Annotated in this window: 38 protein-coding genes and 1 pseudogene; 13 read left to right on the top strand and 26 right to left on the bottom strand. The window is 26.3% G+C overall.

Annotation, left to right across the window (positions count from 1 at the left end; translation table 11 throughout):
• The first annotated feature begins 56 nt into the window (after positions 1–56).
• Both EU96_RS10445 and EU96_RS01290 read left to right on the top strand, forming a co-directional pair.
• Positions 57–272, top strand: coding sequence for a hypothetical protein (locus EU96_RS10445; protein ID WP_193741376.1), 216 nt, complete (start codon positions 57–59; stop codon positions 270–272).
• A gap of 204 nt (positions 273–476) precedes the next feature.
• Positions 477–584 carry a high light inducible protein gene (locus tag EU96_RS01290; protein ID WP_193741374.1) on the top strand — a complete coding sequence of 36 codons (108 nt, stop codon included), beginning with the start codon at positions 477–479 and terminating at the stop codon, positions 582–584.
• A gap of 110 nt (positions 585–694) precedes the next feature.
• On the opposite strand, the gene EU96_RS01295 is transcribed toward EU96_RS01290, so the two are convergent.
• Genes EU96_RS01295 through EU96_RS0109430 form a run of 3 tightly spaced genes read right to left on the bottom strand, consistent with a single transcriptional unit; the run spans position 695 to position 1715 of the window.
• A complete protein-coding gene (locus EU96_RS01295) occupies positions 695–955 on the bottom strand; it encodes a hypothetical protein (RefSeq protein ID WP_032527326.1) in 261 nt (86 codons plus the stop codon).
• Positions 948–1505: an RNA polymerase sigma factor gene (locus tag EU96_RS09680; protein WP_080735252.1), complete on the bottom strand. Its 558-nt coding sequence runs from the start codon at positions 1503–1505 to the stop codon at positions 948–950. Before EU96_RS09680 ends, EU96_RS01295 begins: the two co-directional genes overlap by 8 nt.
• A gap of 3 nt (positions 1506–1508) precedes the next feature.
• A complete protein-coding gene (locus EU96_RS0109430; protein ID WP_193741366.1) occupies positions 1509–1715 on the bottom strand; it encodes a hypothetical protein in 207 nt (68 codons plus the stop codon).
• Between the two features lie 421 nt (positions 1716–2136).
• Between EU96_RS0109430 and EU96_RS01300 the strand changes: the two genes are divergently transcribed.
• Positions 2137–2514: a DsrE family protein gene (locus EU96_RS01300; protein WP_032527323.1), complete on the top strand. Its 378-nt coding sequence runs from the start codon at positions 2137–2139 to the stop codon at positions 2512–2514.
• 800 nt (positions 2515–3314) lie between these two features.
• On the opposite strand, the gene EU96_RS10440 is transcribed toward EU96_RS01300, so the two are convergent.
• The 3 genes from EU96_RS10440 to EU96_RS01310 all read right to left on the bottom strand — a co-directional run bounded on the left by EU96_RS10440 (position 3315) and on the right by EU96_RS01310 (position 6677).
• Complete coding sequence (locus tag EU96_RS10440) at positions 3315–3470, bottom strand: hypothetical protein (RefSeq protein ID WP_193741365.1); 156 nt, start codon at positions 3468–3470, stop codon at positions 3315–3317.
• A gap of 590 nt (positions 3471–4060) precedes the next feature.
• Positions 4061–4270: a hypothetical protein gene (locus tag EU96_RS01305; RefSeq protein WP_032527322.1), complete on the bottom strand. Its 210-nt coding sequence runs from the start codon at positions 4268–4270 to the stop codon at positions 4061–4063.
• Positions 4271–6290: 2020 nt separating this feature from the next.
• Positions 6291–6677, bottom strand: a complete 387-nt coding sequence (locus tag EU96_RS01310; protein WP_032527321.1) for a DUF3804 family protein — start codon at positions 6675–6677, stop codon at positions 6291–6293.
• 290 nt (positions 6678–6967) lie between these two features.
• Here EU96_RS01310 and EU96_RS09965 point away from each other — a divergent pair, with 290 nt between their 5' ends.
• Positions 6968–7162, top strand: coding sequence for a hypothetical protein (locus EU96_RS09965; RefSeq protein ID WP_032527320.1), 195 nt, complete (start codon positions 6968–6970; stop codon positions 7160–7162).
• Between the two features lie 31 nt (positions 7163–7193).
• On the opposite strand, the gene EU96_RS01320 is transcribed toward EU96_RS09965, so the two are convergent.
• A complete protein-coding gene (locus tag EU96_RS01320) occupies positions 7194–7574 on the bottom strand; it encodes a DoxX family protein (protein ID WP_052044282.1) in 381 nt (126 codons plus the stop codon).
• 198 nt (positions 7575–7772) lie between these two features.
• Here EU96_RS01320 and EU96_RS01325 point away from each other — a divergent pair, with 198 nt between their 5' ends.
• Positions 7773–8249 (top strand): hypothetical protein, encoded by a 477-nt coding sequence (locus tag EU96_RS01325; RefSeq protein ID WP_032527319.1) that lies wholly within the window; start codon positions 7773–7775, stop codon positions 8247–8249.
• A gap of 4 nt (positions 8250–8253) precedes the next feature.
• Here EU96_RS01325 and EU96_RS01330 read toward each other — a convergent pair whose 3' ends face one another.
• On the bottom strand, positions 8254–8700 hold the full coding sequence (locus EU96_RS01330; protein ID WP_193741364.1) for a hypothetical protein: 447 nt from the start codon (positions 8698–8700) through the stop codon (positions 8254–8256).
• Between the two features lie 932 nt (positions 8701–9632).
• Here EU96_RS01330 and EU96_RS01335 point away from each other — a divergent pair.
• On the top strand, positions 9633–10217 hold the full coding sequence (locus tag EU96_RS01335; protein WP_342666116.1) for a DUF1543 domain-containing protein: 585 nt from the start codon (positions 9633–9635) through the stop codon (positions 10215–10217).
• An 88-nt stretch (positions 10218–10305) separates the two neighbouring features.
• On the opposite strand, the gene EU96_RS01340 is transcribed toward EU96_RS01335, so the two are convergent.
• Complete coding sequence (locus EU96_RS01340) at positions 10306–11502, bottom strand: LptF/LptG family permease (protein ID WP_032527317.1); 1197 nt, start codon at positions 11500–11502, stop codon at positions 10306–10308.
• 979 nt (positions 11503–12481) lie between these two features.
• Here EU96_RS01340 and EU96_RS01345 point away from each other — a divergent pair.
• Complete coding sequence (locus EU96_RS01345) at positions 12482–12688, top strand: high light inducible protein (RefSeq protein ID WP_032527316.1); 207 nt, start codon at positions 12482–12484, stop codon at positions 12686–12688.
• A gap of 625 nt (positions 12689–13313) precedes the next feature.
• Here EU96_RS01345 and EU96_RS01350 read toward each other — a convergent pair.
• Positions 13314–13454 (bottom strand): high light inducible protein, encoded by a 141-nt coding sequence (locus tag EU96_RS01350; RefSeq protein WP_032527315.1) that lies wholly within the window; start codon positions 13452–13454, stop codon positions 13314–13316.
• Positions 13454–13561: a high light inducible protein gene (locus EU96_RS0109425; RefSeq protein ID WP_011132751.1), complete on the bottom strand. Its 108-nt coding sequence runs from the start codon at positions 13559–13561 to the stop codon at positions 13454–13456. The genes EU96_RS01350 and EU96_RS0109425 overlap by 1 nt, the downstream gene beginning before the upstream one ends.
• Before the next feature lie 577 nt (positions 13562–14138).
• Between EU96_RS0109425 and EU96_RS01355 the strand changes: the two genes are divergently transcribed.
• On the top strand, positions 14139–14762 hold the full coding sequence (locus EU96_RS01355; RefSeq protein ID WP_080735251.1) for a DUF938 domain-containing protein: 624 nt from the start codon (positions 14139–14141) through the stop codon (positions 14760–14762).
• 47 nt (positions 14763–14809) lie between these two features.
• On the opposite strand, the gene EU96_RS10435 is transcribed toward EU96_RS01355, so the two are convergent.
• Both EU96_RS10435 and EU96_RS01360 read right to left on the bottom strand, forming a co-directional pair.
• Positions 14810–14971, bottom strand: coding sequence for a hypothetical protein (locus EU96_RS10435; protein WP_193741363.1), 162 nt, complete (start codon positions 14969–14971; stop codon positions 14810–14812).
• A 122-nt stretch (positions 14972–15093) separates the two neighbouring features.
• Positions 15094–16257: a fatty acid desaturase gene (locus tag EU96_RS01360; protein ID WP_032527313.1), complete on the bottom strand. Its 1164-nt coding sequence runs from the start codon at positions 16255–16257 to the stop codon at positions 15094–15096.
• Between the two features lie 586 nt (positions 16258–16843).
• Here EU96_RS01360 and EU96_RS10430 point away from each other — a divergent pair.
• The gene (locus EU96_RS10430; protein ID WP_193741362.1) at positions 16844–16984 is read left to right on the top strand and encodes a hypothetical protein; all 141 of its coding nucleotides are present in this window, start codon (positions 16844–16846) and stop codon (positions 16982–16984) included.
• Between the two features lie 229 nt (positions 16985–17213).
• Here EU96_RS10430 and EU96_RS10425 read toward each other — a convergent pair whose 3' ends face one another.
• Together EU96_RS10425 and EU96_RS10420 are read right to left on the bottom strand one after the other, a co-directional pair.
• Complete coding sequence (locus EU96_RS10425) at positions 17214–17366, bottom strand: hypothetical protein (protein WP_193741361.1); 153 nt, start codon at positions 17364–17366, stop codon at positions 17214–17216.
• Positions 17359–17517, bottom strand: coding sequence for a hypothetical protein (locus tag EU96_RS10420; protein WP_193741360.1), 159 nt, complete (start codon positions 17515–17517; stop codon positions 17359–17361). The genes EU96_RS10425 and EU96_RS10420 overlap by 8 nt, the downstream gene beginning before the upstream one ends.
• Before the next feature lie 295 nt (positions 17518–17812).
• On the opposite strand from EU96_RS10420, the gene EU96_RS10415 reads away from it, so the two are divergent.
• Positions 17813–17965 (top strand): hypothetical protein, encoded by a 153-nt coding sequence (locus EU96_RS10415; RefSeq protein WP_193741359.1) that lies wholly within the window; start codon positions 17813–17815, stop codon positions 17963–17965.
• Between the two features lie 3 nt (positions 17966–17968).
• Here the strand turns inward: EU96_RS10415 and EU96_RS01365 are convergent, their stop codons facing one another.
• The 3 genes and pseudogenes from EU96_RS01365 to EU96_RS10705 form a co-directional block, all read right to left on the bottom strand.
• Positions 17969–19075 carry a fatty acid desaturase gene (locus EU96_RS01365; protein ID WP_032527312.1) on the bottom strand — a complete coding sequence of 369 codons (1107 nt, stop codon included), beginning with the start codon at positions 19073–19075 and terminating at the stop codon, positions 17969–17971.
• 84 nt (positions 19076–19159) lie between these two features.
• Positions 19160–19315 (bottom strand): hypothetical protein, encoded by a 156-nt coding sequence (locus EU96_RS10410; RefSeq protein ID WP_193741358.1) that lies wholly within the window; start codon positions 19313–19315, stop codon positions 19160–19162.
• A gap of 116 nt (positions 19316–19431) precedes the next feature.
• A pseudogene (locus tag EU96_RS10705) lies at positions 19432–19644 on the bottom strand (M protein).
• A 222-nt stretch (positions 19645–19866) separates the two neighbouring features.
• On the opposite strand from EU96_RS10705, the gene EU96_RS01370 reads away from it, so the two are divergent.
• Positions 19867–20184, top strand: coding sequence for a hypothetical protein (locus tag EU96_RS01370; protein ID WP_032527311.1), 318 nt, complete (start codon positions 19867–19869; stop codon positions 20182–20184).
• A gap of 241 nt (positions 20185–20425) precedes the next feature.
• Here the strand turns inward: EU96_RS01370 and EU96_RS01375 are convergent, their stop codons facing one another.
• From EU96_RS01375 to EU96_RS01385, 6 genes are all read right to left on the bottom strand, one after another.
• The gene (locus EU96_RS01375; protein ID WP_032527310.1) at positions 20426–20761 is read right to left on the bottom strand and encodes a DUF805 domain-containing protein; all 336 of its coding nucleotides are present in this window, start codon (positions 20759–20761) and stop codon (positions 20426–20428) included.
• A gap of 66 nt (positions 20762–20827) precedes the next feature.
• Positions 20828–20992 carry a hypothetical protein gene (locus EU96_RS10405; RefSeq protein WP_193741357.1) on the bottom strand — a complete coding sequence of 55 codons (165 nt, stop codon included), beginning with the start codon at positions 20990–20992 and terminating at the stop codon, positions 20828–20830.
• Between the two features lie 429 nt (positions 20993–21421).
• Positions 21422–21562, bottom strand: a complete 141-nt coding sequence (locus EU96_RS10400; RefSeq protein ID WP_193741356.1) for a hypothetical protein — start codon at positions 21560–21562, stop codon at positions 21422–21424.
• 49 nt (positions 21563–21611) lie between these two features.
• Positions 21612–21794: a hypothetical protein gene (locus EU96_RS01380; protein ID WP_032527309.1), complete on the bottom strand. Its 183-nt coding sequence runs from the start codon at positions 21792–21794 to the stop codon at positions 21612–21614.
• A gap of 481 nt (positions 21795–22275) precedes the next feature.
• The gene (locus EU96_RS10395) at positions 22276–22446 is read right to left on the bottom strand and encodes a hypothetical protein (protein ID WP_193741355.1); all 171 of its coding nucleotides are present in this window, start codon (positions 22444–22446) and stop codon (positions 22276–22278) included.
• 91 nt (positions 22447–22537) lie between these two features.
• Positions 22538–22813: a cupin domain-containing protein gene (locus EU96_RS01385; protein WP_032527308.1), complete on the bottom strand. Its 276-nt coding sequence runs from the start codon at positions 22811–22813 to the stop codon at positions 22538–22540.
• Between the two features lie 120 nt (positions 22814–22933).
• Here EU96_RS01385 and EU96_RS10670 point away from each other — a divergent pair, with 120 nt between their 5' ends.
• Complete coding sequence (locus EU96_RS10670) at positions 22934–23068, top strand: hypothetical protein (RefSeq protein ID WP_275040773.1); 135 nt, start codon at positions 22934–22936, stop codon at positions 23066–23068.
• Between the two features lie 196 nt (positions 23069–23264).
• Here EU96_RS10670 and EU96_RS01390 read toward each other — a convergent pair whose 3' ends face one another.
• Positions 23265–24137, bottom strand: a complete 873-nt coding sequence (locus EU96_RS01390; RefSeq protein WP_032527307.1) for an EamA family transporter — start codon at positions 24135–24137, stop codon at positions 23265–23267.
• Between the two features lie 147 nt (positions 24138–24284).
• Complete coding sequence (locus EU96_RS01395; RefSeq protein ID WP_032527306.1) at positions 24285–24521, bottom strand: hypothetical protein; 237 nt, start codon at positions 24519–24521, stop codon at positions 24285–24287.
• A gap of 186 nt (positions 24522–24707) precedes the next feature.
• Here EU96_RS01395 and EU96_RS01400 point away from each other — a divergent pair, with 186 nt between their 5' ends.
• On the top strand, positions 24708–25952 hold the full coding sequence (locus EU96_RS01400) for an NAD(P)/FAD-dependent oxidoreductase (protein ID WP_032527304.1): 1245 nt from the start codon (positions 24708–24710) through the stop codon (positions 25950–25952).
• The last annotated feature ends 67 nt before the right edge of the window (positions 25953–26019 follow it).

The following is a 26019-nucleotide window of genomic DNA, read 5'->3' as shown; positions in this document are numbered from 1 at the left end:
CATCTACGCAAAAACATTTTTTTGCGTTAACTCACATAGTAATCCCTATTGCATAAATGAGCAGTAGTGGGTTAATAATTTCAATAAAGGAGGTTAATTATATGTCTTGCGGAAATACTTATAAACATATGATAAAGAATGCTTTTACACCTTTTTGGGATGCCATTTCGTCAGAAAAGAAGTTAAGTGATGAAAAACTGGAGTGTATGCAATTTGGTATATGCGACTATAGGCCAGAACAAGTAGAAGAAGTTCCCTTTTTTCATTACTAATTAAGACATCAATGTCATTAATAGATTTACATTAATCAGATCCAAATTGAAATCAAATATCTTCTAAATTAGTAAAAATCCATTAACGATTTATCTTTTAAAGATACCAATTTGGTAGAAAATACTACATCATTTGAAAATTCCAATGAATAATTTATAGATATTAAATCCAATTTACTTATTATGGAATTCGCTAAAAAATTCATGACTGAAAAAGCTGAAAAGCTTAACGGTAAAGCTGCAATGCTTGGAATATTTGCTCTAGTTGGAGCATACTATTTTACTGGTCAAATTGTGCCAGGTATCTTCTAAAAAATTTCTTTTTGAGTTTTTTTGGGGCTTATTAAGCCCCTTTTTTATTTTTCGTTATTTGAATGTTTTGATGGAGATCCCCAATCAAAACCTGACTTATAAAATTTAGTCTACAAATCCTCAATAATTACATAAGTCACATAATCATTAATTTCATTAATATCCAAAAAATTTCTTGATATCACTATTTGAGGAATAAAAACGCAAGAAATAATCAATAAGGCAAAAGTTAATCCATAAACTTTTGGTTTAATAATTAAGCCTTTAAGCCTGCCATGAAAACAATTCGATTTAATTGTTTTTACTTCTTGTTTATAAGAAAGTGCATTCTCAATCATTTGATTAAGACGTTCCTTTTTTAATTTAGACATGCAATAATTCCTCCAGAATATCCTTTGGCAAAATAGTTTTTAACTTTTTGCGAGCACGAATAATAAGGCTTTCAGTTGCCTTGTTGCTTTTTTTTATAAGATTAGAAACTTCCTTTTGTTTGTATCCAGAAAAATAATGTAGCAAAATAGCTTCTTTCTGATCTTTAGGAAGTTTTTGAATATTTTTTAAGAGCATTTTTCTTAATTCATATGTCCTGTAATTGTCGTTTTTTGTAATTTCTAGGTTGGAATAATTATCTTTAAATTCGTCAGTAATTTTATATTTTCTAATAAAATCCATACAAGACGAAAAAACTATTTTGTAAATATATCCTTCGATACTTCCTTTGTTTTTCCAGCGAGGAGCTGATTGCCAAACTTTAATTAAAGAAATTTGTACGACATCATCCGCATCAGCAATATGCGATGAGCCCAATATTTTAATTGCTGTTGCATGCATTTTGTATCCCAAAGCATTTGCAATGAATCGGAAAGAATCCTTATCACCCTCGGCCGTTTTAAGCATATAGGAACTGAGGTCCTTAGACATTCTTTACTCCCCTTCATTCCTTACTTTTTTTATCTTTTTTTTCATTTCTTGCCTTACTGCGGCTAATTCTTTTTTTGATAATTTATTATCACCATTCTTATCAAATTTCAAAAATAGTTTATCTATGCGATCTTGGTGAGCTTCCATCATTTCCTCTTTAGAAATAAGTCCATCACTATTTTTATCAATCTTTTCAAAACGCCTGCGCATCTTCATAAAGTTATTCTTCTCATTGGTTGGCTTGGAATAAGAAGGTAATGCAATAAAAAAGGTTAGTAATAAAATTAACAATGAAAATTTTTTCATAAAAAGTATTTAATGTGTTTAACTTATTAACGCATAAACTGATAAAAATCCTTCGCAAGAATTTTATTAATTGAATTCTTTCATTAATAAATTCCGGCCAATTTAATGATGCATCTTTATCGAAGGATTCTCTTTCCTTGGAATTAAAGCCATTATCAGCTCCTTTAACTTCAATATAAATAACCCTCTCTTCTAAAGGATCTAATTTTTTAAATATTTTTTAAATTTTGTAATTTATGAGTCAGTGTTAAGCGTTTCAAAAAAAATGCAGCTAATGAAAATAGATTTTTTTAAGATTAAATAAATAAATTTTAGGGAGAATTAAATGTCTATCATTACTGACAATACAGTACTAGTTCATATTTTTAGTGGTTTGGAATGCAAAAACAAATTAACTTTAGGTTTATTAGTTGCCCTTACAGCAGAAAAAAACGATCATAAAGTAACTCTTTTTCTGGCGGGAGACGGAGTAGAAGCATTAAATTGCAAAAAAGCTGGGGAAATAGTTGGTCAAGGTACTGGAGATTTATATGAACATCTTGAAAATTTAAAGAATTCAAACGTTACCATATATGTCTCAGGACTATCAGCTAAATCAAGAGGATATGATGAGAGTCTATTAGAAGGATATAAAGCAGAGTTTGCAATGCTCGATGTACTAGTTGATGAGTCAATCAAAGCAGATAGCATCCTTTGCTATTAAGTATTTATTAATATAGAACTTTTATTCTGAGGCTGTTGTTGATTTGATAATTCCCCATTCTTCTGAATCAGTGTCTGCATATTCAAAAGATTTCAGTTTTGATTTGCAATTAATCCAATATTATCTAGATATTCGAAGTTAACTATTTTATTCCTAGTATCAGATCAGGCAGTATTTTTTATCCATCTATTCTATCTGCGTATTCTCTTAAAACTTCAGCCATCTTTTGAGGTGGAATGTCTTGTTGATATTCTCTACATAAATCAAAAAATTTATCCAGGAAATCTTTCATTTTATAGGACATAAAAATTAAATTAGCGTTTCATTTTAAAAGTAATGTATGCAAACCCACTAAGCAATAAAAGAGTAGGAATCACATAGTTAATTGCTATGCCATACATGTGCGTTATTTATTAATAAAGATATAAGAGGAATATAAATAAACTTAGAAAACTCCAATTGAAATAGAACTTCAATAAATAAGAAAATCCCAAAATTTAAATAATTTGTTTTTTCTAAATTCTTGCTCTTCTTTTTTTAGTAATCATTTACTTCCTTTTTCTTTTCTAGAATTATTACCTTTAGCTCTTAATACTAAAGTTATTGTAAGGGCAGTGCTTAGTATCACAGCATCAATTAATAGATGTGGGGAGATATTCATCAGCTGATAAGAGTGATTATCTTTTCAGCAATAAAACTATTAAACATTAAAAAAAAGCGTTTATCCCTATAAGTTTAGATAAACTGTTGATCACTGTCTATCTTGGCTTTTTAGCTTCTTTTATAAATCAGCATATTATTTAGCTAGAACAAGAGAAGGCACCTGCAATAATATTTTTAAAAATTGGTGCTTGACCCAGTGCGTAGAGGAAGAAAGTTGATGATGTGAGAGTAATAGCTATTTTAGAAGCTCTGTTAACTTTTAAATTTGATACTTTTGAGAATCCAGAATTCATTTATTAATTAATTTAATGAATATATATTAGCTGCATAAATTAAATATTCAGCATCAAAATTTACCAAAGATTAATTTTATTACTACTTTTGCCGCTCTTGCATTTTTACTAGTTCAAATTCTTTTTTAGAAAATACTCGAATTTTGTATTCTTGATTTCTTATCTCCAACATTTATTAAGAGAGATAGCTATTCCTTAATAATGTTCTGCACAAATATTGACACATAAAAGCTTAGTTTGATCTTTTAGTAGAATTACCAACTAGTAGGGCAAGTCATTAAAAAAAGTTAATGAGATTTTATGATTTTTGAAAAACAAGTTTTTAAATTTAGGAATATGGCTAATTAGCCAAAACTTTTCTTTTTTTATATCAGCTATTTAGATAAAAATATAGGTTTTGTATAAAGTGGGAATAACTACCTTGAAATAAAAAGATTTTTCATCACTTTTACTTTCAATTAAAAAATATCTTAGGGAAGAAGGGGCCAAAAATTGACCCCTCTTGGTGAAACTCTTCCAAAGAAACACCATTAAAATTTTACTCTGAAAGATGCAAATTTAAAAAAATTAACAAAATTAAGATTCAAAATTTAAGCGGCCTTTTTAAAAGGGTTCATTTTCCTAAAAAAGTCATTACTTTTGTGGGTACTCATTTTTCTATATCTTTGATTTATCTCTAGGATATATTTTCTGGCTTTTTTATTACTTTCAATTTTCTGTTTTTGAAGACGTAAAGCCCTTAAATCCTCTATTGACATGAGGCCATCATCTTGGTTGTAATTAAAATGATTAAATTGCATCAGTTTAAGAAATTAACTATCCTCTTTAAGTGCTACAGTAACAACCTCACATTTATTTGCAATAGAGATAATTAACTAACTTAAATTAAATAAGTTATTCAATGTTTAGTAAGCTATGAATTTAAATCTTAAAACCTTCAAATAAACAACTTTTTAAAATTACGAAAAAACTTTTGATTTAATTAAATGTAACTTCTACTGATACAAATGATCCGCCGTAATGTGATTCGGCTGATCTTATTAGTAGCCAGTAAAAAAAGTTAGCTAAAGCTTTCTTCACGAGGATTTAGTAACTAATCTAAATAACCTCATAAATTTTGTAATAGCAATATATAAAATAAATTAATTAAGCAATCAAGATATTCATAACAAAAAAAACATAGATTGATATTGATTTAGAAAGATTTGCACCTTAAGGGTTTAGGTTGCGGACTAAATCCTCGTGGAGTATTGGACTTTAGCCCGCTTTAATTTTTTAGCAAAAGAAAAATGGTACCGCAAGGTGGCTAGATCAATAGTTACTATTCTTGATTCTGATAAAGCCTTTATAGGTTAATTAGAACAAGAATTTCTAAGAATATATTTGGTGTTATTTATTGTATACATATGTTATGAGACTTTATTCATATCAAAAGATGCAGTATTTTCTCATTGATGCATTCATTCTTGGAATAAGATTGTTGTTCAATAAAGAAGGTTTAATTTTGAAAAAAATAATTAAATTTTAGAAATTATTTAAGAGAAGTTTTGATATTCTCAGTAAAGAGACTCAATTGAAATTTATATTGGAAAAGTAGGATTTCTACATTGCCCTATTTTTGTCGTTCTAGCATTTATTTGATTATATAGAAGTTACTCTTAGTGATATGTTCTTTATTCTTTTTATGGAGCTTATTAGAGAAGAATCCAAGTTTAAATTGAAGTTTAGTTTCATTTAAAAGTTGACAGCTGAGTATAAATACTTTATAAATAAAATGTAGTTAATTCTACAAAAATCGTCCGATCTACCATTTGATAGACCGCAGTAAGACTTAAGCCATAGGACGGGGACTTGAGCAAATTCAGGAGCTGCATCATGGTAAACATGTATTTCAATGGAAAGTCATTCGTATATTGTAGAAAAGAAGAAGAAAAGGCAATAAAGCTTACTTATAGAGGATCTAGTTATTTGAAATAAGTTTTTTAATTTCTTTTTAGATATCTAATAAACATTTATTTAAGAGGTGATATGCAATTTATTAATTCTCCTTTTACCATACTTGACAAGAGATTAAATGCTTTAGATTACCAAAAAAGGAATCTCATAAATAAGGACTTTTGGAAAAGAGAAAAAGATAATCAATGCATTCTCAATAAATCTATCTAATAAGTAATTTAATATTAGCGGTCTTTAAAAATTGTCACATCAAAATTATTTCTATTAAGTAACTTAGAGATTTCTCTTATTAATACCCTTAGACTTTTTTCTAAATTAATATATAGGTGTTGTTGTTTTATTGATTAGAATAGAAATTAAGCTTAAAAAAGCTATGTAATTTTATTACTCATAAAATTCTTTTTAAAAAAATTTATGAATTTATTGAAATTTTTTTTACTAAGTATTGATTAACTTATAAGAAAAACTTATTATCATGATATTTTTTGCCTATTTATAAAAATATATATTCGTATATTTCGTAACGAGAAACTAATCTAAAAATAACTAATTTATAATCAGAATTTCCATGCGCAATGCAACCTATTTCTGAAGAACTTTACAAAAAAATAGTTGAGAGTTATAAAAAATGAGAAAGTTACTAATTGCTTTATTAGCTTTAGATATAGGTGTTAGTCTTTCTAAAGTTTATATTTTTACCTGAAAATCAAATTACTTAAAAAAACTAATTATTTTTTCTGAAGAAAAGAAATAAATACAAGGAATTCATTATTTTTTATGTATTTTATTTTATAAAATAGATAATTAAACCAATAAAAGAGCTACCTACAAGTAGTATGACCACTAATAGGGCTATTAACTTTGCTAATCCCATAAAGATAAATCTGAATTTCCTGTAGATCTTTGCATCCAATAGATTTTCCAAATATTATCCACTTTTTTAAAAATAGAAGTAACTGTTGGCAAGTCATCGTTAGGCTCTCCTTTATAAGTAAATTTTGAACCTAATGTAAAAATGCACATTACTATATTTTCACTTAAAAATTCTAATCGGTGAATTTTGGTTATTTCTGCTTTTTCTTGAACTACATCACCAGAAATCATTTTTTCAAATCCTTCTGCATTTATAGGATTGCCACTTGGTCTTATGAATAGAAAATCTGAAGTTGCATTCTTAACAAAAAATGAAGCCATTTTTTTTGGATCAGCAAAATCATTTAATAATGAAATTATTGTTTCTTTATCATTCATAAAAAATAGGAGAGGTATCACTCCAAGTGTAGATCTACTATTTCAAAAGTACAAATAGTAAATGTGATAGTTTTAAAAAAAATTAGCTAGGATGTTCAAAATTATCAAAATTGTGATGCAAACAATAGTGAATTCATTAAACAAATTATTACCCGCTGGCAAAAAGGTAAAAAAATATTTGCCTTTTTTTATAGGATTTAAATTACTTACATTTACTGGTTTCCTTACTTATATAATGAATCGTTAAATGATATTTTTTTCACATAAAAATTTAATCAAATAAAGATCTAGTGAATAAAGAAGCACGAATAAAAAGATTTAAGTCTATGTCTAGTAGTGAAAGACAAAAATTAATCTTAAAGAAAATGAAAGCTATTGGAATAGAAGTAGGTAGCGGAGTTCCTAATAAAAAATATGATAGTACTGAGGTTTATGAATTAATTAATATTGCTAATTGCTTCCCAGAGTTAAGATATAAAAAGTAAAAAAATATTTAGGTTTATAGAGTTAAGTTACTTATATTGGTTCTCTTACTGCAGTAATAATTAATCCACCTATCAATGCGAGATTCATAAATACAGCTCTTTGATGGAAAGGGAAAACATGAAAAATTATTGTTGTTGGAATAAGAAAGAGTAACAAAAAAACTGAACCGATTTTTTGATTTTCTCCAAATATAAAAAATCCCGAACCCAAGATAAGACATATAATCGCACCAACTAGAAGAATAGATGAAACTGGATCAGGAATACCCTTTGAAGAAATATATTCAACTGTTCTTTCGAAACCATTTATTTTGCCTGGTATAGCTGAGATAAATATTGCTGAAATTGATACTCTTGAAAAAAAATCTAAAAAAGATTTGATACTTTTATTTTTAAAAAATGAATTTTTCATGATTTTATTATAAGAAAAAATTTCATTTCAAAGATAAATACTAAATTAGTCAGAAATACTTTTGAAATTGTTTCAAAAATAATTAGCTAAATTCATATTATTCTTTTTAATTAATGAGAATCTTCTATAGGGAATATATAGTAATTTATAAATTTTCTTTTTATTTTTATGCAATAATTAATTTAACTTAAATTAAAAATGTTTAAGAAATTACTTTTAACTTCTTTTTTACTTTTTATTTCCTTAATAACTATTTATCCTTCAAAAAAAGAAAACACTAATTTTTTCGATTATTGTTATTCTCTTGAAAAAACAATTTCTAGAAATTCAGTAGAAAAAAGTAAAAATTTATCAAAGAAGTTTAAGCCTTTTGCAAGAGATATTACTTTATTAGGTACTAATAAAACAAAAGGGGCTTTAGCTAATAAGATAATTGATCAATATAAAAATTCTAAAAAAATATTTATTGTTACGTTTGTGCCAAATCAAATTTATTGTTTAGCAGGATATTGGATTGAGGAGGCAAAACCAGGAACATTTAAATCAATTTTTTATGAGAAAAGCAAAGAAAAAATAAATGAATATAAAGATATTAAAATTGAGGTAGATAAATTTATAAATGATATCAATTCAGAATATAAATCGATAAAAAAGGAAATTAATGATCTCTTTTAGAAAATTAAAATTCTCTTTCTAGAGTGGAAAATCTATTTGATATGTTTGATTCATTTTTTTTAGATTGCGAAAAAAATATTAGAAATCCAAAAATAAAAGTAAAGCTAAAAATTGATAAAGAATAAATTAATTTTTTTGTGATATTAAATTTAAGTTTGCTTTCAGAAAGTTTTTCAAATAATCTAAATTTTTTATTTGATTTTGGAATTAATTTTTCTGAAGTATTTCCAAGATAATTATTATTAAATAGTTTTCTTTCATTTACTTTGATATCGAATTGAAAGTTATTTTCTGAGCCGCCAACTTTGAAGTTGGACTTCTCATAAAAAAATTCATGTATATTTGAAATAGTTTTTATTTTTTTATTTATTACATCAAATTTCTCATTTTCTAAATCATTATCAAACCATTCGTCATAGATAATAAAGTTGGGTTTAGCAAAATAAGACAAAATTCTCATACAAATAAGTTCATTAAAAAGATAAATTAAAATAAAAAAAGAAAGTTATTTTTGTTGGTAAATTTCATAAATCATGTTTGAAAATCATCATCAATTGTCAATATCTTATTTAATACAAATTTATAAAATTCTTAGATAATAATTTTTTATTAGGTTTTGCAATTTTGTTGGGTAGATAATTTATCATTATTAATTCCTTGCCTCACAGCAAAAATATTTATTATGCTTTGAAAGAATATTCCAATTTGTATGAATTATGTATTTAACCCAGTAATGAAGTTTATCTGACTTATGAAATAAATCACAATTTTTTATTCATTTGAACTTTTCCTAAAGAAATTTAGAATTTTAACTCATTTAATTATATAGATTCACGAATAAGTTCGGATGATGTCATTATGGTAGAAAACTCCACATCATCTTTCTCAAAGCAGTTGTTTTGTAGAGTGTAATTCTTTTAAATTGTCATTTAATAAATTTTTTAATTTCAACTTATCATAATCTTGAATTTTATATTTTTGAAAAATGGAAATTCTTTAAATATCCTTTTTTATAAAAAATTTCCAATTATACATTTATATCTGAACTTTAAAAAGAAACTCACAAATATTATTTAATTGTTTTTAATATAAAATTATATACATAAGAAACAATGAACATCTATTTATTTTGGATATTATTTTTAGCTCTATGGGCCATAGTCCCTTTAATGATTATCAAAGGGAAAAAAGACGAATCGCCTAAAATTAACACTTCTCAAGAAGTTAAAACCAAGAAAAAAGGCTGGTTTAGTTAAAGATTGTTTTGATTTTATTAATAATTACTTGCAAGATCAATATTAAGGCTGTTATTAATCCTAAAATCTCCTTATGTTTTCTAATAAAATATTTGAGATTAAAAGCAAGAAATATTATTTTTAAATAGTGAGAACAATTAGTAAAAAATATCTTTTTTTGGTTGTTCTTGGAGGAAGAGCAAAAATGGCTAATGTTGAATTACATGATGTTAGATGGGTCGTGGGATCAAGAATTGAGGATACATTTGATGAACTAAGAAGAGATTGGTTTGGAATCTTAGAGGGGTTACATGTTGATAGCTATAAAAAAATAAATTACGTAGATGGATATAAGATAAATCTAAAAAATATTGAAAATAAGCAATTAAAAAATAACAAAAATTTTAATGAAAATACTTCCAAAAAGAATTTATGGTTTGTCAATATTGGAGGCTATAATCCAAATTCTATGCAAGAAAAACATGAATTTGGTTTGGTTGTGGCTTCTGATAAATTAGAGGCAAAAAATATAGCAAAATCCAAATGGCTTGTAGGCTGTAAAAAAAAGCATAAAGACGATATTGCCTCACTAAAAATTTTAATTGGATGTGATGATTCTAAACTTATAAAATCAATAGGTAATTGGGAAATAATATTAACTAAAGAGAATAATTTAATTAAAGAAACTAGTAATCCTGATTGGTATGGTTATAAAAGAATTGATAAGATTTAAAAAAGTATGGAATTTTTTAATTCAAAAATAATTTTGCTAATTTTTTCACTAAATAAAAATAGTCTAAATTATCTAAAATAGATTATATTTAACTTGATTTTCTTAAGAAATAAAATCCCCCACCAATAGAAAATACTACTGGAAACCAAGCTGCAATTATTGGAGGAAGTAATCCCTTAACGCCAAAAGAACTGCATATAAATGACATCACATAATATATTAATATCAGAATTACACTCAATCCAAAACCCTGACTTTTTGAAGATCTTAAATTAGATTTAGATCCCAATATACTACCTATCAGTCCAAAAACTAAACACGCACAAGGTAAAGTAAATTTTTCTTGAATTCGCACTTGAATTTTCCTGATCTGCTTAAGATCTCCTATCTTTTTATAAATCTTTTCAGCCTCTAAAGCTTCTTTTAAAGACATATCGCTCGCATCTTTTGGGACTTTTGCAAGATCTAATGGCCCTTCAACGAAAGGATATAAATATTGCTTGAAGTTAATACTTGTTGTTTGACCAATAGAGTTAGTTGAAACAATACTTCCATCTGTGAATACCCAAGAAGAATTATCTTTATCAAAGACAGCACTTTTTGCAGTAAGAATTTGCTTTATATTTACTCTAGAAAAGTCTAAAACTGTAACTTCCCTCATAGTATTGTTTTCAAACCGAGAAGCGTAGAAAATATGAGTTAGGTATGTATTTGTTTTCGTTGGTTTATTGTCAGGATCTGTTCTTGATCCTTTTCTAGAAAAAATAATGTTATTTTTAGCTTTTTCTTTATTAAAAGAACTTCCTACTCCTGATCTTAATGTAAATTCAGCAAGCTTATTACTATTGGGAACTAAATTATCATTGAAATAAAAAGTTAATCCTGTCATGAATATTGAAACTGCAATCGCTGGAGCTATTATTCGAGAGGTTGTAATTCCTAATGACTTTAAAGCTAATAATTCAGAATTAGCTGATAGCTTCCCATAAGATAATAGTGTGGACAATAATACAGCCATTGGAAATGATAAAACTAAAAAGCTAGGAAGGCTATAAATTAAAGCCTGTATAGCTTTTAATAAAGGTAATCCATACTCAACTATCTTTCTTATCAAATCAAACATTACACCTACTGAGAGAGAAATCACAGTAAAAGCGGAAATGGCAAATAACATAGGAGGTATTATTTGACCTAATAACCACCTATCTATTAATTCTATTGAATACCAAGGAGTAATTATTTTATTAATGGTTTTTTTTATTAGTGATTGCGTGTAAAGTTTCAAAAGGATTTTATTTAATTTGTACTATCTTTTCTTGCATTATAAAATATCAATGATTTATAAACCAATATGAGATTTATAGTTAAAGAAGAATATGTTTTGTTATTTATCATTCAAATAAATAAAAATATAATTAATTAATACTTGCACTAAAAGATATAATCTGGCTTCTTTAAAAAAAGAAGAAATTAATGAAAAACAAAACTTTATTAAACCAATCTAAGTGCATACATTGCCAACAAAAATTAGAGCAAATTAATAATTCACGATCATATTGGAGCAACTTAATTTTAAGTAAAAGTCTAGCCTAGGTTTTTTGCAAACTTTCTATAATTAACAAGTAACTCAAAATAGAGAGCCTTACAATCTATTTTTAATAGCTAATCAATTTAGCTGTTCGACCCTGACCTTGAATACTCTGGTAAAAGTTAGGAATTACTTAGCTTTTTGATTCTTTTTGTAGATTCTATTTTCTCTATTTAAAAGAAATAAAATAATAAAAATACAAAAAGGAATTAGAATAAAATCTAAAGACATATGCTTTAAGTAGTATATTTTCTTTTTAGCAAAAAAATAAAATTTCTACAGTATCTAATGTTAATGAGCAGAGGACTTTATACTTAAGGAGATTAACTAGTTATTTTTTACTTTATTTATAATTAAAAGAGCTTGCAAGTATCCCACGGGCAAGCTCATGACGACCTAGTTAAATTCAGATTTTCTGATTTTAACCAGTTAAGCACTTCCTAAATGCAATTTTATTCTACTAAGTAAAATTACTTATTGTGAGTATAAATGCTTACATTAGTAATTTGCAGGCAAATTGATTTAAAAAATTAATTTTTTAAATTTTAAAATTCAATTTCTTTGAACAAAAATGACACATATTGGCCTATAAGCTCCAATCGCTAAGTGTTTTCGGCCGTTTGATTTACAAAAATTAATATTTATGTTACGTTTATTAATAATTATATTTTTTTAAATGTCTAATTCAGGAGTTACAACAGAATCAGGGGGAAGACAGAATATGTTTCCATCAGAAACAAGACCATATATTGATGAATCTGTATCTTACGATAGTTACCCACAAAATGCAGAAAAAGTAAATGGAAGATGGGCTATGGTTGGTTTCGTTGCGTTATTGGGTGCTTACGTATCAACAGGGCAAATTATACCAGGAATTTTTTAATAAATATTTCTATTAATTTCCTATCTATATAAAAAAAATTAATTTAATTTAATTTAATTTTGAGAACAAAAATAACCAAATAAACGTTATTGCATTAAGACTAAATATTACTCCGAGAAATATGTATGCAAATTTTTTACCAATAAATGCAGTATCAGGTTCAAGCTTTACTCTCATGAAATCTTCAAGTTATCTTGATTAGGATATCATTATTTACTAAGAAAATTTTTTTTGTATTAAACAAGAAGAAAAAATGAAATGAATAATTTAATATTTAGTCTGTTTTAATTTAATTAAGTCATTATAAAATTTCTGATCTTTTTTATTAGAATCTTTTTTAAAATTGTTGTTTAAAACCTTTCTTAGTTTGAACTAGTTTTGCGACTATGTAAATTAGTAAAATAAACCAAAAAACTATTTCTAATCCTAAGTTCATCATGTGATTTACCTCCATTCAATAATATGATTTTAATTCTATTTTTTTTATTGCGATAGAGTTTTTATACTGATTTTTTATATAAACTATATGAGAATATTCAAATATGAAAATTTAATATCTTAATAAAAACAAAAAAAGAACCAAATTTAATTTGAAATCGGTTCTTTAAATAAATTTGAAGTTTTTTTAGATAAAACCTGGAATGATTTGACCTGTTGATAGATAAGCCCCAATAAGTGCAATAAAACCCAACATGGCGAATCTACCATTGAGCTTTTCAGCAACTATTTTTTCTTTTTCTACAATTTTGTTTTTAGTGTTTTTCATTAGAACCAACCTGGGATAATTTGACCAGTTGTTACATAGGCACCAACTGCTGCAACAAAGCCTAACATTGCTGCCCAGCCATTAAAACGTTCTGCTTCAGGAGTCATTTTTTTTTAAATTAATTTGTAAACAAATATAACATATTTATTTAAGTATGTAAAGAATAATATGAGAATTTACCAATTTTCCTTGATATTTATCAGATATGCGACAAATATGTATCAGTTAATACCTTATTTTTGGTATTAATTTTGGCGATATTATAAAAATTCATCACAGAAAATGCAATCTAGAGCTTTTTATTTTCTGGAGTAAATTCTCATTTAGAAGTGATTTAAATTAATATATAATTAAGAGTCAGCTAGTAGGGATACAGGCTGACTCTTTTAAATTAGTATTTTAGTTTTCAGAAAAAGTAGTTTTTAGTATTCAAATAATTGCTATTAATAAATTAGATATATATAAATTAATGTCATTAGCAACCTATTACATGCATTTAATTTTTGCAATAATTCCATCTCTATTTAATTCTGATTTAATACTTTATATCTTGCCTGCACTGACAATTTCAATATTATTCTTTAGCCTTAAAATAATGTTTTTTAAGACCCCAAAATTGAGAAAAGTAAAGTAAAGAAGATCTCAGAATAAATTTTCCTACTGCATTTCCCAATTCTTTTAATTTTGGATAATAGACTTTTTTTTTCGGCTACGCAAAGAAATAGAGATTTTATTGGAGATGTATTATCCAGAATTATAAAAAAAAATGGTTTAATATTGGAAATTGGTAGTGGCAGTGGTGAGCATGCAGTAGTCTTTCAAAAACGCTTTCCTGAAATAATTTGGCAAACAAGTGATCCAGATTTAATGCATAGAAAAAGTATAATTTCTTGGATTGAGTATGAAGAATTAAATAAGAAAATGCCCCAACCTCTTGATCTTGATGTAGAAAAAGTTCCTTGGCAATTACCTCTTAAATTAGCAAATTCTTTACAAGGTATAGTTTGTATAAATATGATTCATGTTGCACATTGGAATTGTACGATAGAGCTCTTTAAAGGTGCAAGAAAATTACTTAAGGAGGGACAATTTTTGATATTGTATGGGCCATTTAAAATTGGTAATAAGCATATAAGTCAAAGTAATTATTTTTTTGATAATTCAATAAAAATGAAAAATGATCTTTGGGGTATTAGAAATCTTGAGGAAGTTAGTGATGAAGCTAAAAATAATGGTTTTTGTCAAGAAAATATTATTAGGATGCCGGCAAATAATTTTTCATTAATTTATAAAAAAGTTTCTTGTTAAATAATATTTAATATCAATTAATTATGAGAGACTATTTTACTGATTTATCAACCTGAGAGTTTTCTACTCCATTCTTTATGCTTTTTATCTAAATCTAAAATCTTTTCTCCTAAACTCAACTGTCTTTCTAGTAACTCCACTTTTGTAAGAGTTATTTTCTCTGAATAAAATTTAATAGGCTGCTTGCCATGTAAGTTGTCACCACTCATAAAAAATTTAGTTTCTAGAATAATATTTTTAAGATGGAAAATAAGTTGATGCTAATTCTTTTATATTCTTTTCAGATTTGCGTAAACTAATGTGATTAAAAAAAAATTTATGATGTTTTAAATCATCTTTTATTGTATGAAGATTGCCAGATATATCTTCCTTCTATGATATCTGACCTAACAGCAACACAATTGCAAGCAATATTCCAAAGTGCTTTAGGAATAGGATCAGGATTAAAAAGATATGCCTTTTTAAAGGCTTTTTTAATTAAGACGGTAGCCTTCTTAGCATGATAATGAGGAATAGTAGGACAGACATGATGAACTACATGGCTCGAACCAATATTATGATGAAGAAAATTAAGGATTTTACCGTAAGGCCTGTCAATAGAAAGGAATGCTCCTCTAATAAATGAAAAATCCTTGTTTGAAAAATGGGGCACATCTGAATCTGTATGATGAAGCCATGTATAAACTACTAACCAACTATTAACTACTAATAGAGGGCCAATATACATCGCTAATACTGGATATAATCCAAAATTAAAAATAAAATAAAAAACACTTAATAATGTTAAAGCCACACCAATATCTGATATCCAAACTTTCTTAGTCCATATTGATGGCCATAATGCCTTGGAAAATGGTTTGATTGGCCAGAAATGATTTGAAGTTCCATATTTAACTCCTCCAGTACTACCTGTAAGTAAGTAAGCAGGCCAGCCAAATATTAGATGTAAAACAAGTTGAAGAATCCCATAATTTTTCTTACCTATGGAATTGGAAAAATGTAATTCTTTTTCTCCTCCAAGCTTTTCAGTAATACCATTGCCCTTAATGACTAAAGGAACGTGAGTTTCACCATTGGTTATATTATTTGTGAATCGATGATGAACTGCATGAGAACGCTGCCAAGAGAAATAAGGAACTAGTAGTAAAGAATGTAGTAAATAGCCCGTGATAGTCTCCAAAGTTTTGTTTTTAGAAAATGCTCCATGTCCACATTCATGGGCAATTACCCAGAATCCCATCGCAGTGGTACCTGACAGTAACGAGTAAATGATCCAAACTGGGATCATGTTTGGAGTAAATGGAATAGATAAACCTATTGCAACTACTAATGATTGAATTAAAGCTGTTTGTAAAAGATACCTCAAAGAAATTATCGTATTGCTTTTAAAATATTGATCTGGAATAACATCCTTAAATTTTTTTATGCTTGGAATATCTTCTTTCTTTATTTCAAGCGCTTGGCCTTTAAGACCTGAAAATTTTATATTAATCAAATTTTTGTTAGGTAAGAATTTAGTTTAATAAAAATCAATTTATGTATTCTATTATCCATCACAGAATATCATTATGAAAATAATGTATCATTTATCTTTTTCAATAGAGTTTTAAAAAGCTAAATTTCATCTTCAATCAAATTAATTTGGATCTAATATTTTTGATTTTATTCTTTTAAAGAAATCTCTTAATTTATTAATTCAGTGCGTTTGTTGAACTGTCTTTCTTTATTTTTATTTGAAGCTCTTTATAAATTAAAGACCGCGTATATACCTCTTGGGTTGACCTGATTGTTTACGTGGTTGTACTAAAATAGGTAAAACAATTACTCCTACCGTAAAAAGACAGATTGGAGCTACTACCATCAATATTGATTCTAATGACATGAAATAATTTTGAATTTATTAATAAATAGCAGGAATTTTTTTTAAAGTCATGCGTATTTATATCTATTGAGTGATAATTCTTTTTAAATTTATATAAATTATTAAGCAAAAAAGAAAAAAATATTAAAAATCAACAACTTTCTTATAATTTATCCTAATTAATTATCCAGTAGTTTTCTTAAAGTAGAGGTTATTTCTCATGGATGAAGAAAAAAAATGGATGTTAATGACCTATTATTGTCCAACTCATGGCGATTCAGGGATGGTAAAACCGATTGAAATAACAAAAAAAGAAATAAGCAAAAAATTCTTAAAGAAGGACAGAAGCTCTAAAAATTAATTATTCAGAATATACTAAAAATTTCAAGGAAAGATTTCTAATCTTAACTGCAATTTTACAAAGTAAATTATCAATATCATATAAATATCCCGCTAGCAGCTTTTTAATAAGGAGTATTAATAAAGTCTTATTAAAAAGATTATTTAAATCTTATTTTTCTTCATGTTGTTAAAATTCAGCTTGATTCAAAGTATTGTTTTATTGTAAAAGTAATTATTTATTATAATTTTTAAAATTGATCAGACTCGCATGTCAATTCACATTGATTAAGATCAGTAGATGATATTTTCTCTAAAATTCTTAGCATATCAAGTTCAGAAAGCTCTCCATTAGGGTTCCACTTTAAAGTTGTTTTCCTTTGTGGTGTATTTTTTTTATTCATTTTGGTGCCCTCCCTTTAAATGAATTTCTACACAACGAGTAATACATTCTTGATGACCATCTACAATACTACATTCAGTAATACATTCAAAATATGAATTAATAGAATCTATTTCCGTATTATGGTTGTTAGAAAGATCTGAATCATTCATGAATTTGGTAGATTTATTTGGAATAGAGATATAGCACGAAATAAGTGCTGATAATTTAATTTATTAAGTGAATTAGAAAAAATAAGTATTATTTACTAAATTAATATTTCATCGGATTCATCTGAAGAAAGGTAGTAATAATATTCTTTTTAATAAGAAAAAAAATAACAATTTTGATTGTTTAATATTAATTTTTTTACAAAACAAGTTTATAAAAAAGGAAATCAGCATAAAGACTGATTTACTTTTCAAATATTTAGTTAGATGATAAATAAGTACACTTGTAGATTTTCAAATGAAATCAGTAATTAATTGGCTTTCGAAAATGTTTGAGAGTATGGCAAATGCTTTTATGCATCCTCTAAAGAATGATTTGCCTCCAACTATAGGTACTCATGCATATAGCAGTATTCCTATTAAAAGAAAATTAAGAAGAAGGTTTAATTAGGTATTAAGTTATTGGAATCAACTTTTCATTTTTATTATCCCAAATAATATATTTGAAACAGTTTGCGAAATCGCTCAATTTTAAGAATGTTGACTGATGAAGTAAATGAATATTTGCTTTATGACAAGCCCTTAAGTTGTAATTTGGTATTCTCTCAGAGAGATGATGAATGCTGTGGAACGATATGTCTGCTAAGAACCAATTTAGCCAATTAGGTATATCTAAATTGCTACTACCTAAAATCGCTCCTTCAACAATATTCCAATTTTTTGTATTTTTAGCATATGAATTTTTATAGTTATGTTGTACGAAAAAAACACTTATTAAAATTGCTGCTGATAGAGTTAATAAAAGGGAATAAAATGATAAGAAAAAAATTAACCCAAACCATTTGCACATAAAAATCCATCCTATTATTACCACGATGTTATTTATTATTAGTTCAAATAGTTCGCTAAAATTATCTCCATAATCAGAAAAAGGTGGTTTAACTTTTGAATTAATAGCTAAAAGTTTAGAAATTTCTCTGTTTTTTATCTTGATATAAGTCTCTTCTGATATATCTTTAATGAAATTAAAAATAATAATAATCAGCCCTAATCTAGGTTTTAAAACTAAGTAATAAAAGCCACCAGGGAAAAGCATTATCCAATTACGACTTAATTTATAAAATATTTTCTCTCTTTTTGATAGAGAATTATAATCTTCAAGACTTAAAACATCTATAGGACCTTTGTAAATTTCCCAATTTCCATTATTTCTATGATGAAATGCGTGATCAATTGACCAGGATTTCTGGGGAATACCATTTACTAAACCAAGTAAAAATCCAAAGAAGCGGTTTAATTTACTTTGTGTAAAAAGAGAATTATGACCGCAATCATGCATTAATGAGAATGTCCTAGAAGAAAATAGCGTTAGAAGACAAATAATAGGTATTAATAAAAAAATCTTTATCACTAATAAAAAAGGATGATTGATTATTTGGTAAACAACCAACCAAATAGAAATTATTGGAATTAAAGTTGTAAAAATTTGATAGAAAGCTCTAAAATTATTTCTTTTTAGAAATGGCTTTATTAAAAAATCACTTCTTTTTACTTCGACCATATTCCATAGCTTTTTTAATGAACATAACAAATATTAAAAGGTTTTGATTATTAATTAAAAAAATTTCTTTTCTTCTGTAAAGAACTAAAGTATGAATTCTTTAGACATAGTTCTTAATTGATCTATATTTAATCTCTCTAAGTAATTCTTAAAATCACAAAGATTCTTAGTTGATTCAGAATCTTTACTCTCGTAAACAAGGCTATTAGAAATTAACTCAATAAGATGATCTTTATCCATAACTCCTTATAAACCATAATTCCTGTTTAAAAATTTAAGGTCTTGAATTCGAGATCATTAAGTCATTTTTAAAGGGAGCTATTTTTAAGAAATTTTTATGATTTAAATTGTTAATTTTATAAATTTTTTAAATCTTGTTCTATTTTTTCTAATCTTTCATTTAATTTCTTTCGTTCCTTAATTAAGGCTTTTTTCTTTTGTCAAAGCTCTTTGTTTAAAGGTGAATTAAAATATTTTTGATACGCTACAAAAAAAACTGCTATTGCAACTAAAATACCAAGAGCACCAATAATTAAAATAGGAGATGCAGGAAAGTCATAAAATGGGATTGATAATGTTCTTTATTAAAATTTAAGTTTAGCTATTTCTTAGACTAAAAAATGAGTAATAAATGCTTACTCTTTGAGAAATTTTATAGTTAATCATTTATCTATATATTATGGAAACCTAAAAATTAAATATTATATTTAATTTTAAATATATAAATGAGTAATTTTACAGCTGTCAAAAAATGAAAAACTCATAATGATTAAATTAATAAAAAAACTTTTATGAGGAAAATTATAAATAAAAAATATAATAACAATGAACCATGGTTTCAATGGTTAACTAGAGAACTTAATTCTAATGAAGCTTTTCAAGATTTCACCTCTAGTAAAAATCCAGAAGATGTTGCAGAGGATTTCATCTCACATAATAGCATTGCTATTTCAGAAATTTTCAAGAATTTTGATGCGGAAGACAAAGACATACTAGATCAGTTTCTGAAATTAACTGAATGCGAATGGCATGTGTTTAGAATTCTTGAAAAGCAAATAGCGCTAAGAAACAAGATAAGATATGTAGATTTTAAAAAAAGAAAAAAATAAAGAATTGAGTTACATTGAATTAGTCTATGAATATTTTTTTAGAAAAGGTTTAAAGAACTTAATTTAAATGTTTTTTATTGGATTTTTAATAATAAAGAGAAATGAATAAATTAGTTAATCCAAATTTTTTTAACCTTAAAAAGACCATCATGAAAATTATAGAAAAAACAAATTTTTTCAATAATGTAAATCCAACCAATATATTTACAGAATAATATTCTCTTCAATAATCTTTTAATTTCTAGATGAATTTATTTTTGCCATTGCCAGACTTTCCAAATCCTAACCAAATAAACCACAAAATCCAACCTAATATTGGTACGAAATTTATAAAGATCCATTTCCAATCCTTACCAAAATCTCTTATTCTTCTTATATCGATAGCTATTTGAGGAATGATGCAAACTATTCCATAAACATTGAAACCAAAGCTTTTTAAAAATATTGGTAAAGTAAATAAAGTAATTATTAGATTCGCTAAATTAACAAACCACCAGTCTGATCTCGATGTAAAGCCTTTGAATTCTGTTGCTTTAATCCAAAACTCTTGATATGCATTGAAAAAGTCTTTAAGCATAAATTAAAATTTCAAGAATTCAACGATATCAATTTAATCTTCAATTTAAAAAATATTATTTTTTTACTAAATAGGATCAAATAAATTCGTATTATTTGTATCTTGTTTTGAAATCTCTTTTTGATTTGGTAATGAGCAGAATCCGTTTTTGCAAATTATTTTTTCTTTCGCAATATTTCTAGTTTCTGAGAATGTTTTTTCATTATGGTTATTTGAAGATTCTTTTAGCATTTATATAGAAAAATTAGAGCCAATATTAAATTAATAACTTAATTTATTTTGATAGGCAATAAAATTAATATTTATTGTTTATTTACTTTTTTTGATTTGGTAAGTCTCTCCAAAATAGCGCCATTATGTAAATGAAAAAAAATATAGAGCAAATATAAAGTAAAGAATTTAGATGCATGTTTATTTAATAAAGTAATTATGAAGAATGAGCCTATTTCAACAAAAGGAATAACTATAAATTAATTATTAATTAATTATTTAAACTAATTCTAATATTAATTTAAGTTTTTTATGATTTTGCCAATTTCATAATTTAATACCCTATTTATTAGAAATGTATATATTTAAGTTCCTAAAACTTATAAAGCTTATGGATAGTTAGTTAATACTAATCAAAACTTCTACATTTTTAAATTTTGTTTGAAATATTTAATTTGAATCCTTATTTATTTCTTTAAGGGCTTTTCTGCCTTCTTTAAGAGTTCTTAAAACTAGCCAGGAGAGAGAAGTGGTAATAACAAATGTAAGTGTAATTAGGGAAATAAGTGTTGTATCAATATCTTTAATCATTTAATTGATTTTATTTCGAGGTTAAATTATTGAAAATTCGAATTCAAATTTAAACGTTAGACCTTGAGTAAGCAGGTATTAACATTCCACCGTCTTGATCATCATTATTATCATCATCGAACCCTCCTCCTAAAAGTAACTCAATAATTACTAATATAGCAACTGGGTAAAAACACCATAGGATTGCTGTTAATGGACTTATTGAAGAAGAAGCTGTGTACAATTCAGTCATAAATTTATACTAATCAAAAGAAACTTCAATTGTGGATTCTTTGGTTCGTGGCTTTCTAGATTTCTATAAATATTCTTAAAAACTTTTTTCTGTCATTCGAATAAATATGAGATTTGTTAATGATATTTTTATTCTTAAATATGAATTCGAAAAATAATTTATTTGTATCTACTAAGAAACTAATAATGACATAATGAATTGTGCAATTGTTATTTTTTATACTTAACAAAAATTGTACAATATTGATTCAAAAACTATTATTTATTTTGATTTTATAAATTCTATGTTTTCGTTCACTTTTGATCCTTTGGCTGCGATATTTGGTATATCAGGAATTCTAGGCTTCTTTTTCTTCGTTTCTGCTTCTAAGGGAACTTCAATCATCAATACTAAGCCAAAAAAGGAATTAAATTAGAACTTCTTCCTTAAGGAAATTAACTTGAGAGTTTAATTAGACTATTCTTAAAGGGTTTGTTAATTATTACTGATTCCATTGTCTAGAAATAAATTCAAGAAAATTTTTTAGATCATCTTCAGGACAATTTGTTTGTTTTTGTAGATTAATGCAAATTTGCTTAATATTTTCATAAGCTTCTTTTACTGTTTTGTTTTTCTCGATAACTTCAAAATATTCTTGATCAGTAAAAGGCATAATATTAGTCCCCCTTTTGAAAATGATGTATTAAGTATATTTTATCTACATTGACTTAATAATAAAATAAGAAAAAATCTTTTTCTTACATTTAGCTGCCCAGCCGATAATGTTTTTTAATACTCTTGGTTACCTCCCACTCGCAGTAAAGCCCAGCAGGGAACTCAACTAAATCTCCAGCTTTAATTGCATAAATGTCACCTTTTTGGGTACTTATAGTCGCTTGGCCTTCAATAATTAAGCAAATTTCCTTATCATTGTAATTCCATTGGAATTTGCTTGGCTCACATTCCCAAATAGGCCAACTTTTTATTCCATACTGAATTATTACGCTTGCACTACAGGGAGAAGTGATTAGAACTTTCACGAAATAGCTCGGATATATTTTTCTTTTATTTTACAAATAAAAGAAATTTTTATTTTGATAATGTGTATTTGTTTACGGTCTTTTATTTTTTTTCGTTTATTATTAAAAAAATTTTAATTTATGGATGAGCTTTCTGTATTATCAATTTCTTTATCTATAGCTTCTCTTGGGATATTTTTTTTATTTTTCGCCTCAAATGATGATGATGACCAAGATGGAGGTAAGTTGATTAAATCAGCCCAAAGGATTAATTAATTTCACGTAAATAAAACGTTCAATAAAGATTTATAACCTATAAAGCCTGCATAAATACAGCTTATAAAAATAAAATAAACTTCAAGAGTACCAAGTTTTTTCTTCTTTAAAATTTTCATTATTCTAAGTATTTATAGGATAATTTTATTTAATGTTATTTCTATTAACATGAGTATTTATTACATTAACTCCGGCATTAAAGAATTATTAATGTCAAGCCAAAAAATAAAAAACAAGTAAAAAATATTATTTTTTTGGTAATTTCTCTTTCCTCATTCTTAGCAAAAAATAAAGAAATTACTGGAGTTGTACTTAATAAAGCCCATCCTATTGCTATTGGCAGAGTTTTGAATACAATTTGTTGTAGTAATATTCCTAAATTGGTTCCAAGAAATATTGAAAGCAAAAATCTTTTTTGTTGATTTCTTTCTAAATTTTTAAAGAAAAAATTAATCTTAAATCTTTTCAAAGTAATCAAAAAAATAATTGCACCTAATAATCTAATCTCAGTTGTAAGGAAAGGAGATAAATTACTTTGAATGAAAACCATCCTTGAAAAAAGACCTCCTAAAACAGCACATAAAACTGAAAAAAAAGGAAATGTATAAATCTCATAGTTATTTTTTTCTAAAAAATGGGAGTTTCCCTCCTTAAATTCATTCCCTTTGTTCAGAATTATGAGAAGCGAAATCGATACTATTATTATGCCAATCCATGATTTGGGAGTTAGATTTTCATTAATAAAAATTTTCCCCGCCAAAGAAGCGATTAAAGGCGAAAGAGTTTCTACAGATAGAGTTTTTCTTGTACCAATTGTTTGTAAAGACTTTAGGTAGAAGGTATCTCCGAGACCAATCCCTATTATGCCACTAATTAGTAGTATAAATATGTAATTTAATTCAGTTGCAGAACTTAGATTGATAAAAGCAGGTATAAAAATTAAAAAAGCTATTATATTTTTTATTAAATTAATATCTATTGATTTATATTTTTGAGTTTGCGAGCGCCAAATAAAGCATGCATAAGTCCAAGATATAGAAGCTCCAAAAGCAGCAAGGATGCCAATCAAAACGAATAATTTTTAGAGAATTTTATTTTATAAATTGAGTTAATGCTAAAAAGAATACATAAATAAGAATCAAGATCCCAGGTAAGTACTGTATTAGAGATTTTAAATTATTTTTTTTCATATTTACTTAAAGATAATTCCTTAATTTTAAACTTTTTTTTTACTACTAGGGTATAAACTTTCTAATTTCTTTCTTCTTTGAATTTTTGCATTAATTCTTTCTTCTTTTTCTTTGTTCTTGATCTCATCGTTTATCTTATTTTGCCTATATCCAAACCAAAGTAGAACCCAAATAACAGAAGTTATTAAAAGAAGAGCTGTGTATTGGCCAGTCATAGGAAAGCTGGCTTCAGAATATTTAACGTAAGAAAATATTAGAATCATTCAATTAAGTTAAAGCATAAAAATTACGACTGTGTTCATTTTTTTTTTAAATCAAAACATCTTTAAAATGGAGCTATTTATTATGCAGTTTCTTATGTGTTTTTTTTAATTTTAAAGTTTTTTGGAATAATATTTCTTGGTATCTCCTTGCTATTATCAGATTAAGGAATATTGAAGGATAAGTTTTTGGACCCTTTTGATTTAGCAGTTGTAGGAGGCGGTGCTGCTGGTTTTATGACAGCAATAACCGCTGCCGAAAATGGAGTAAAAAGAATAATAATTCTTGAAGGTACTTCAAAACTTATGGAGAAAATAAGGATTAGTGGAGGGGGAAGATGTAACGTCACTAATGCTACATGGATACCAAATGAACTAGTTGAGAATTATCCCAGAGGTGGTTTTAAGCTCTTGGAATCATTTAATCGTTTTGCTGCTGGAGATGTATTTGATTGGTTTGAGAAAAAAGGGTTAAAATTAAAAATCGAAGAAGATCTAAGAGTATTCCCTGTTTCTAATTCTTCTTCGGATGTTATTGATTGTTTGAGAAAAAGTGCTTTATCAAAAAACGTAGAGATATTAACAAAATTTTTTGTAAAGGAAATTATAAAAACTCCAGAAAATATGTTTAATATTTTTAGTCTTAAAAAAGAAAAGATAATTACAAAAAATATTATTCTTTCTACTGGTGGCCATCCAAGTGGATATAGATTGGCTCAAAATCTTGGACACAGCATTGTTAAACCTGTACCATCACTTTTCACTTTTTCTACAAAAGAACGAAATTTGGATGAATGTAGCGGCGTATCGATAAAGGGTATACATATAGAAATTAAATTAAACAATAAAACCTTTCAAAATAGAGGAGATTTACTAATTACTCATTGGGGTTTTAGTGGACCAGCTGTTTTAAAACTTTCATCAATGGCAGCAAGGGAACTTTTTAGCCAAAAATATAAATTTAATCTAATAATTAAATGGTCTGTTTTAAGTTATGAGGATTTAAAAGAAAAAATTAAATATTTAAGATTTAATAAAGGTAAGGTTAATTTAATAAACAGTAGACCTGTTCCATTATTAACAAAAAGATTATGGATTTTTTTATTAAACAAAATAGGTATTGATAAAGAGAAGAAGTGGGCTGATTTGCTTGCGGATGAAAGAGACAAAATGATAAATACTCTTATGAGGGATAAATATATAATTTCAGGCAAAGGACCATTTGGAGAGGAATTTGTTACTTCCGGAGGCGTAAAAATTAATGAAGTTAATTTTAAAAGTATGGAAAGCTTAATTTGTCCAGGATTATTTTTTTCTGGCGAAGTTTTAGATGTTGATGGAATCACAGGTGGATTTAATTTTCAACATTGTTGGACAAGTGGATGGATAGCTGGGATGGCAGTCTCAAAGTTAAATAGTAAAGTAACAAATTAATAAGTTTATCTTTTTTTTATTAAGTATTAGACGGAAAAAGTTTTTTGAATAAACTTTAATTTTAAAG

It is taken from the genome of Prochlorococcus marinus str. MIT 9302, from assembly GCF_000759975.1.
Classification (GTDB): Bacteria; Cyanobacteriota; Cyanobacteriia; order PCC-6307; family Cyanobiaceae; genus Prochlorococcus_A; species Prochlorococcus_A marinus_M.
This window is presented reverse-complemented; position numbering and strand designations above follow the sequence as displayed.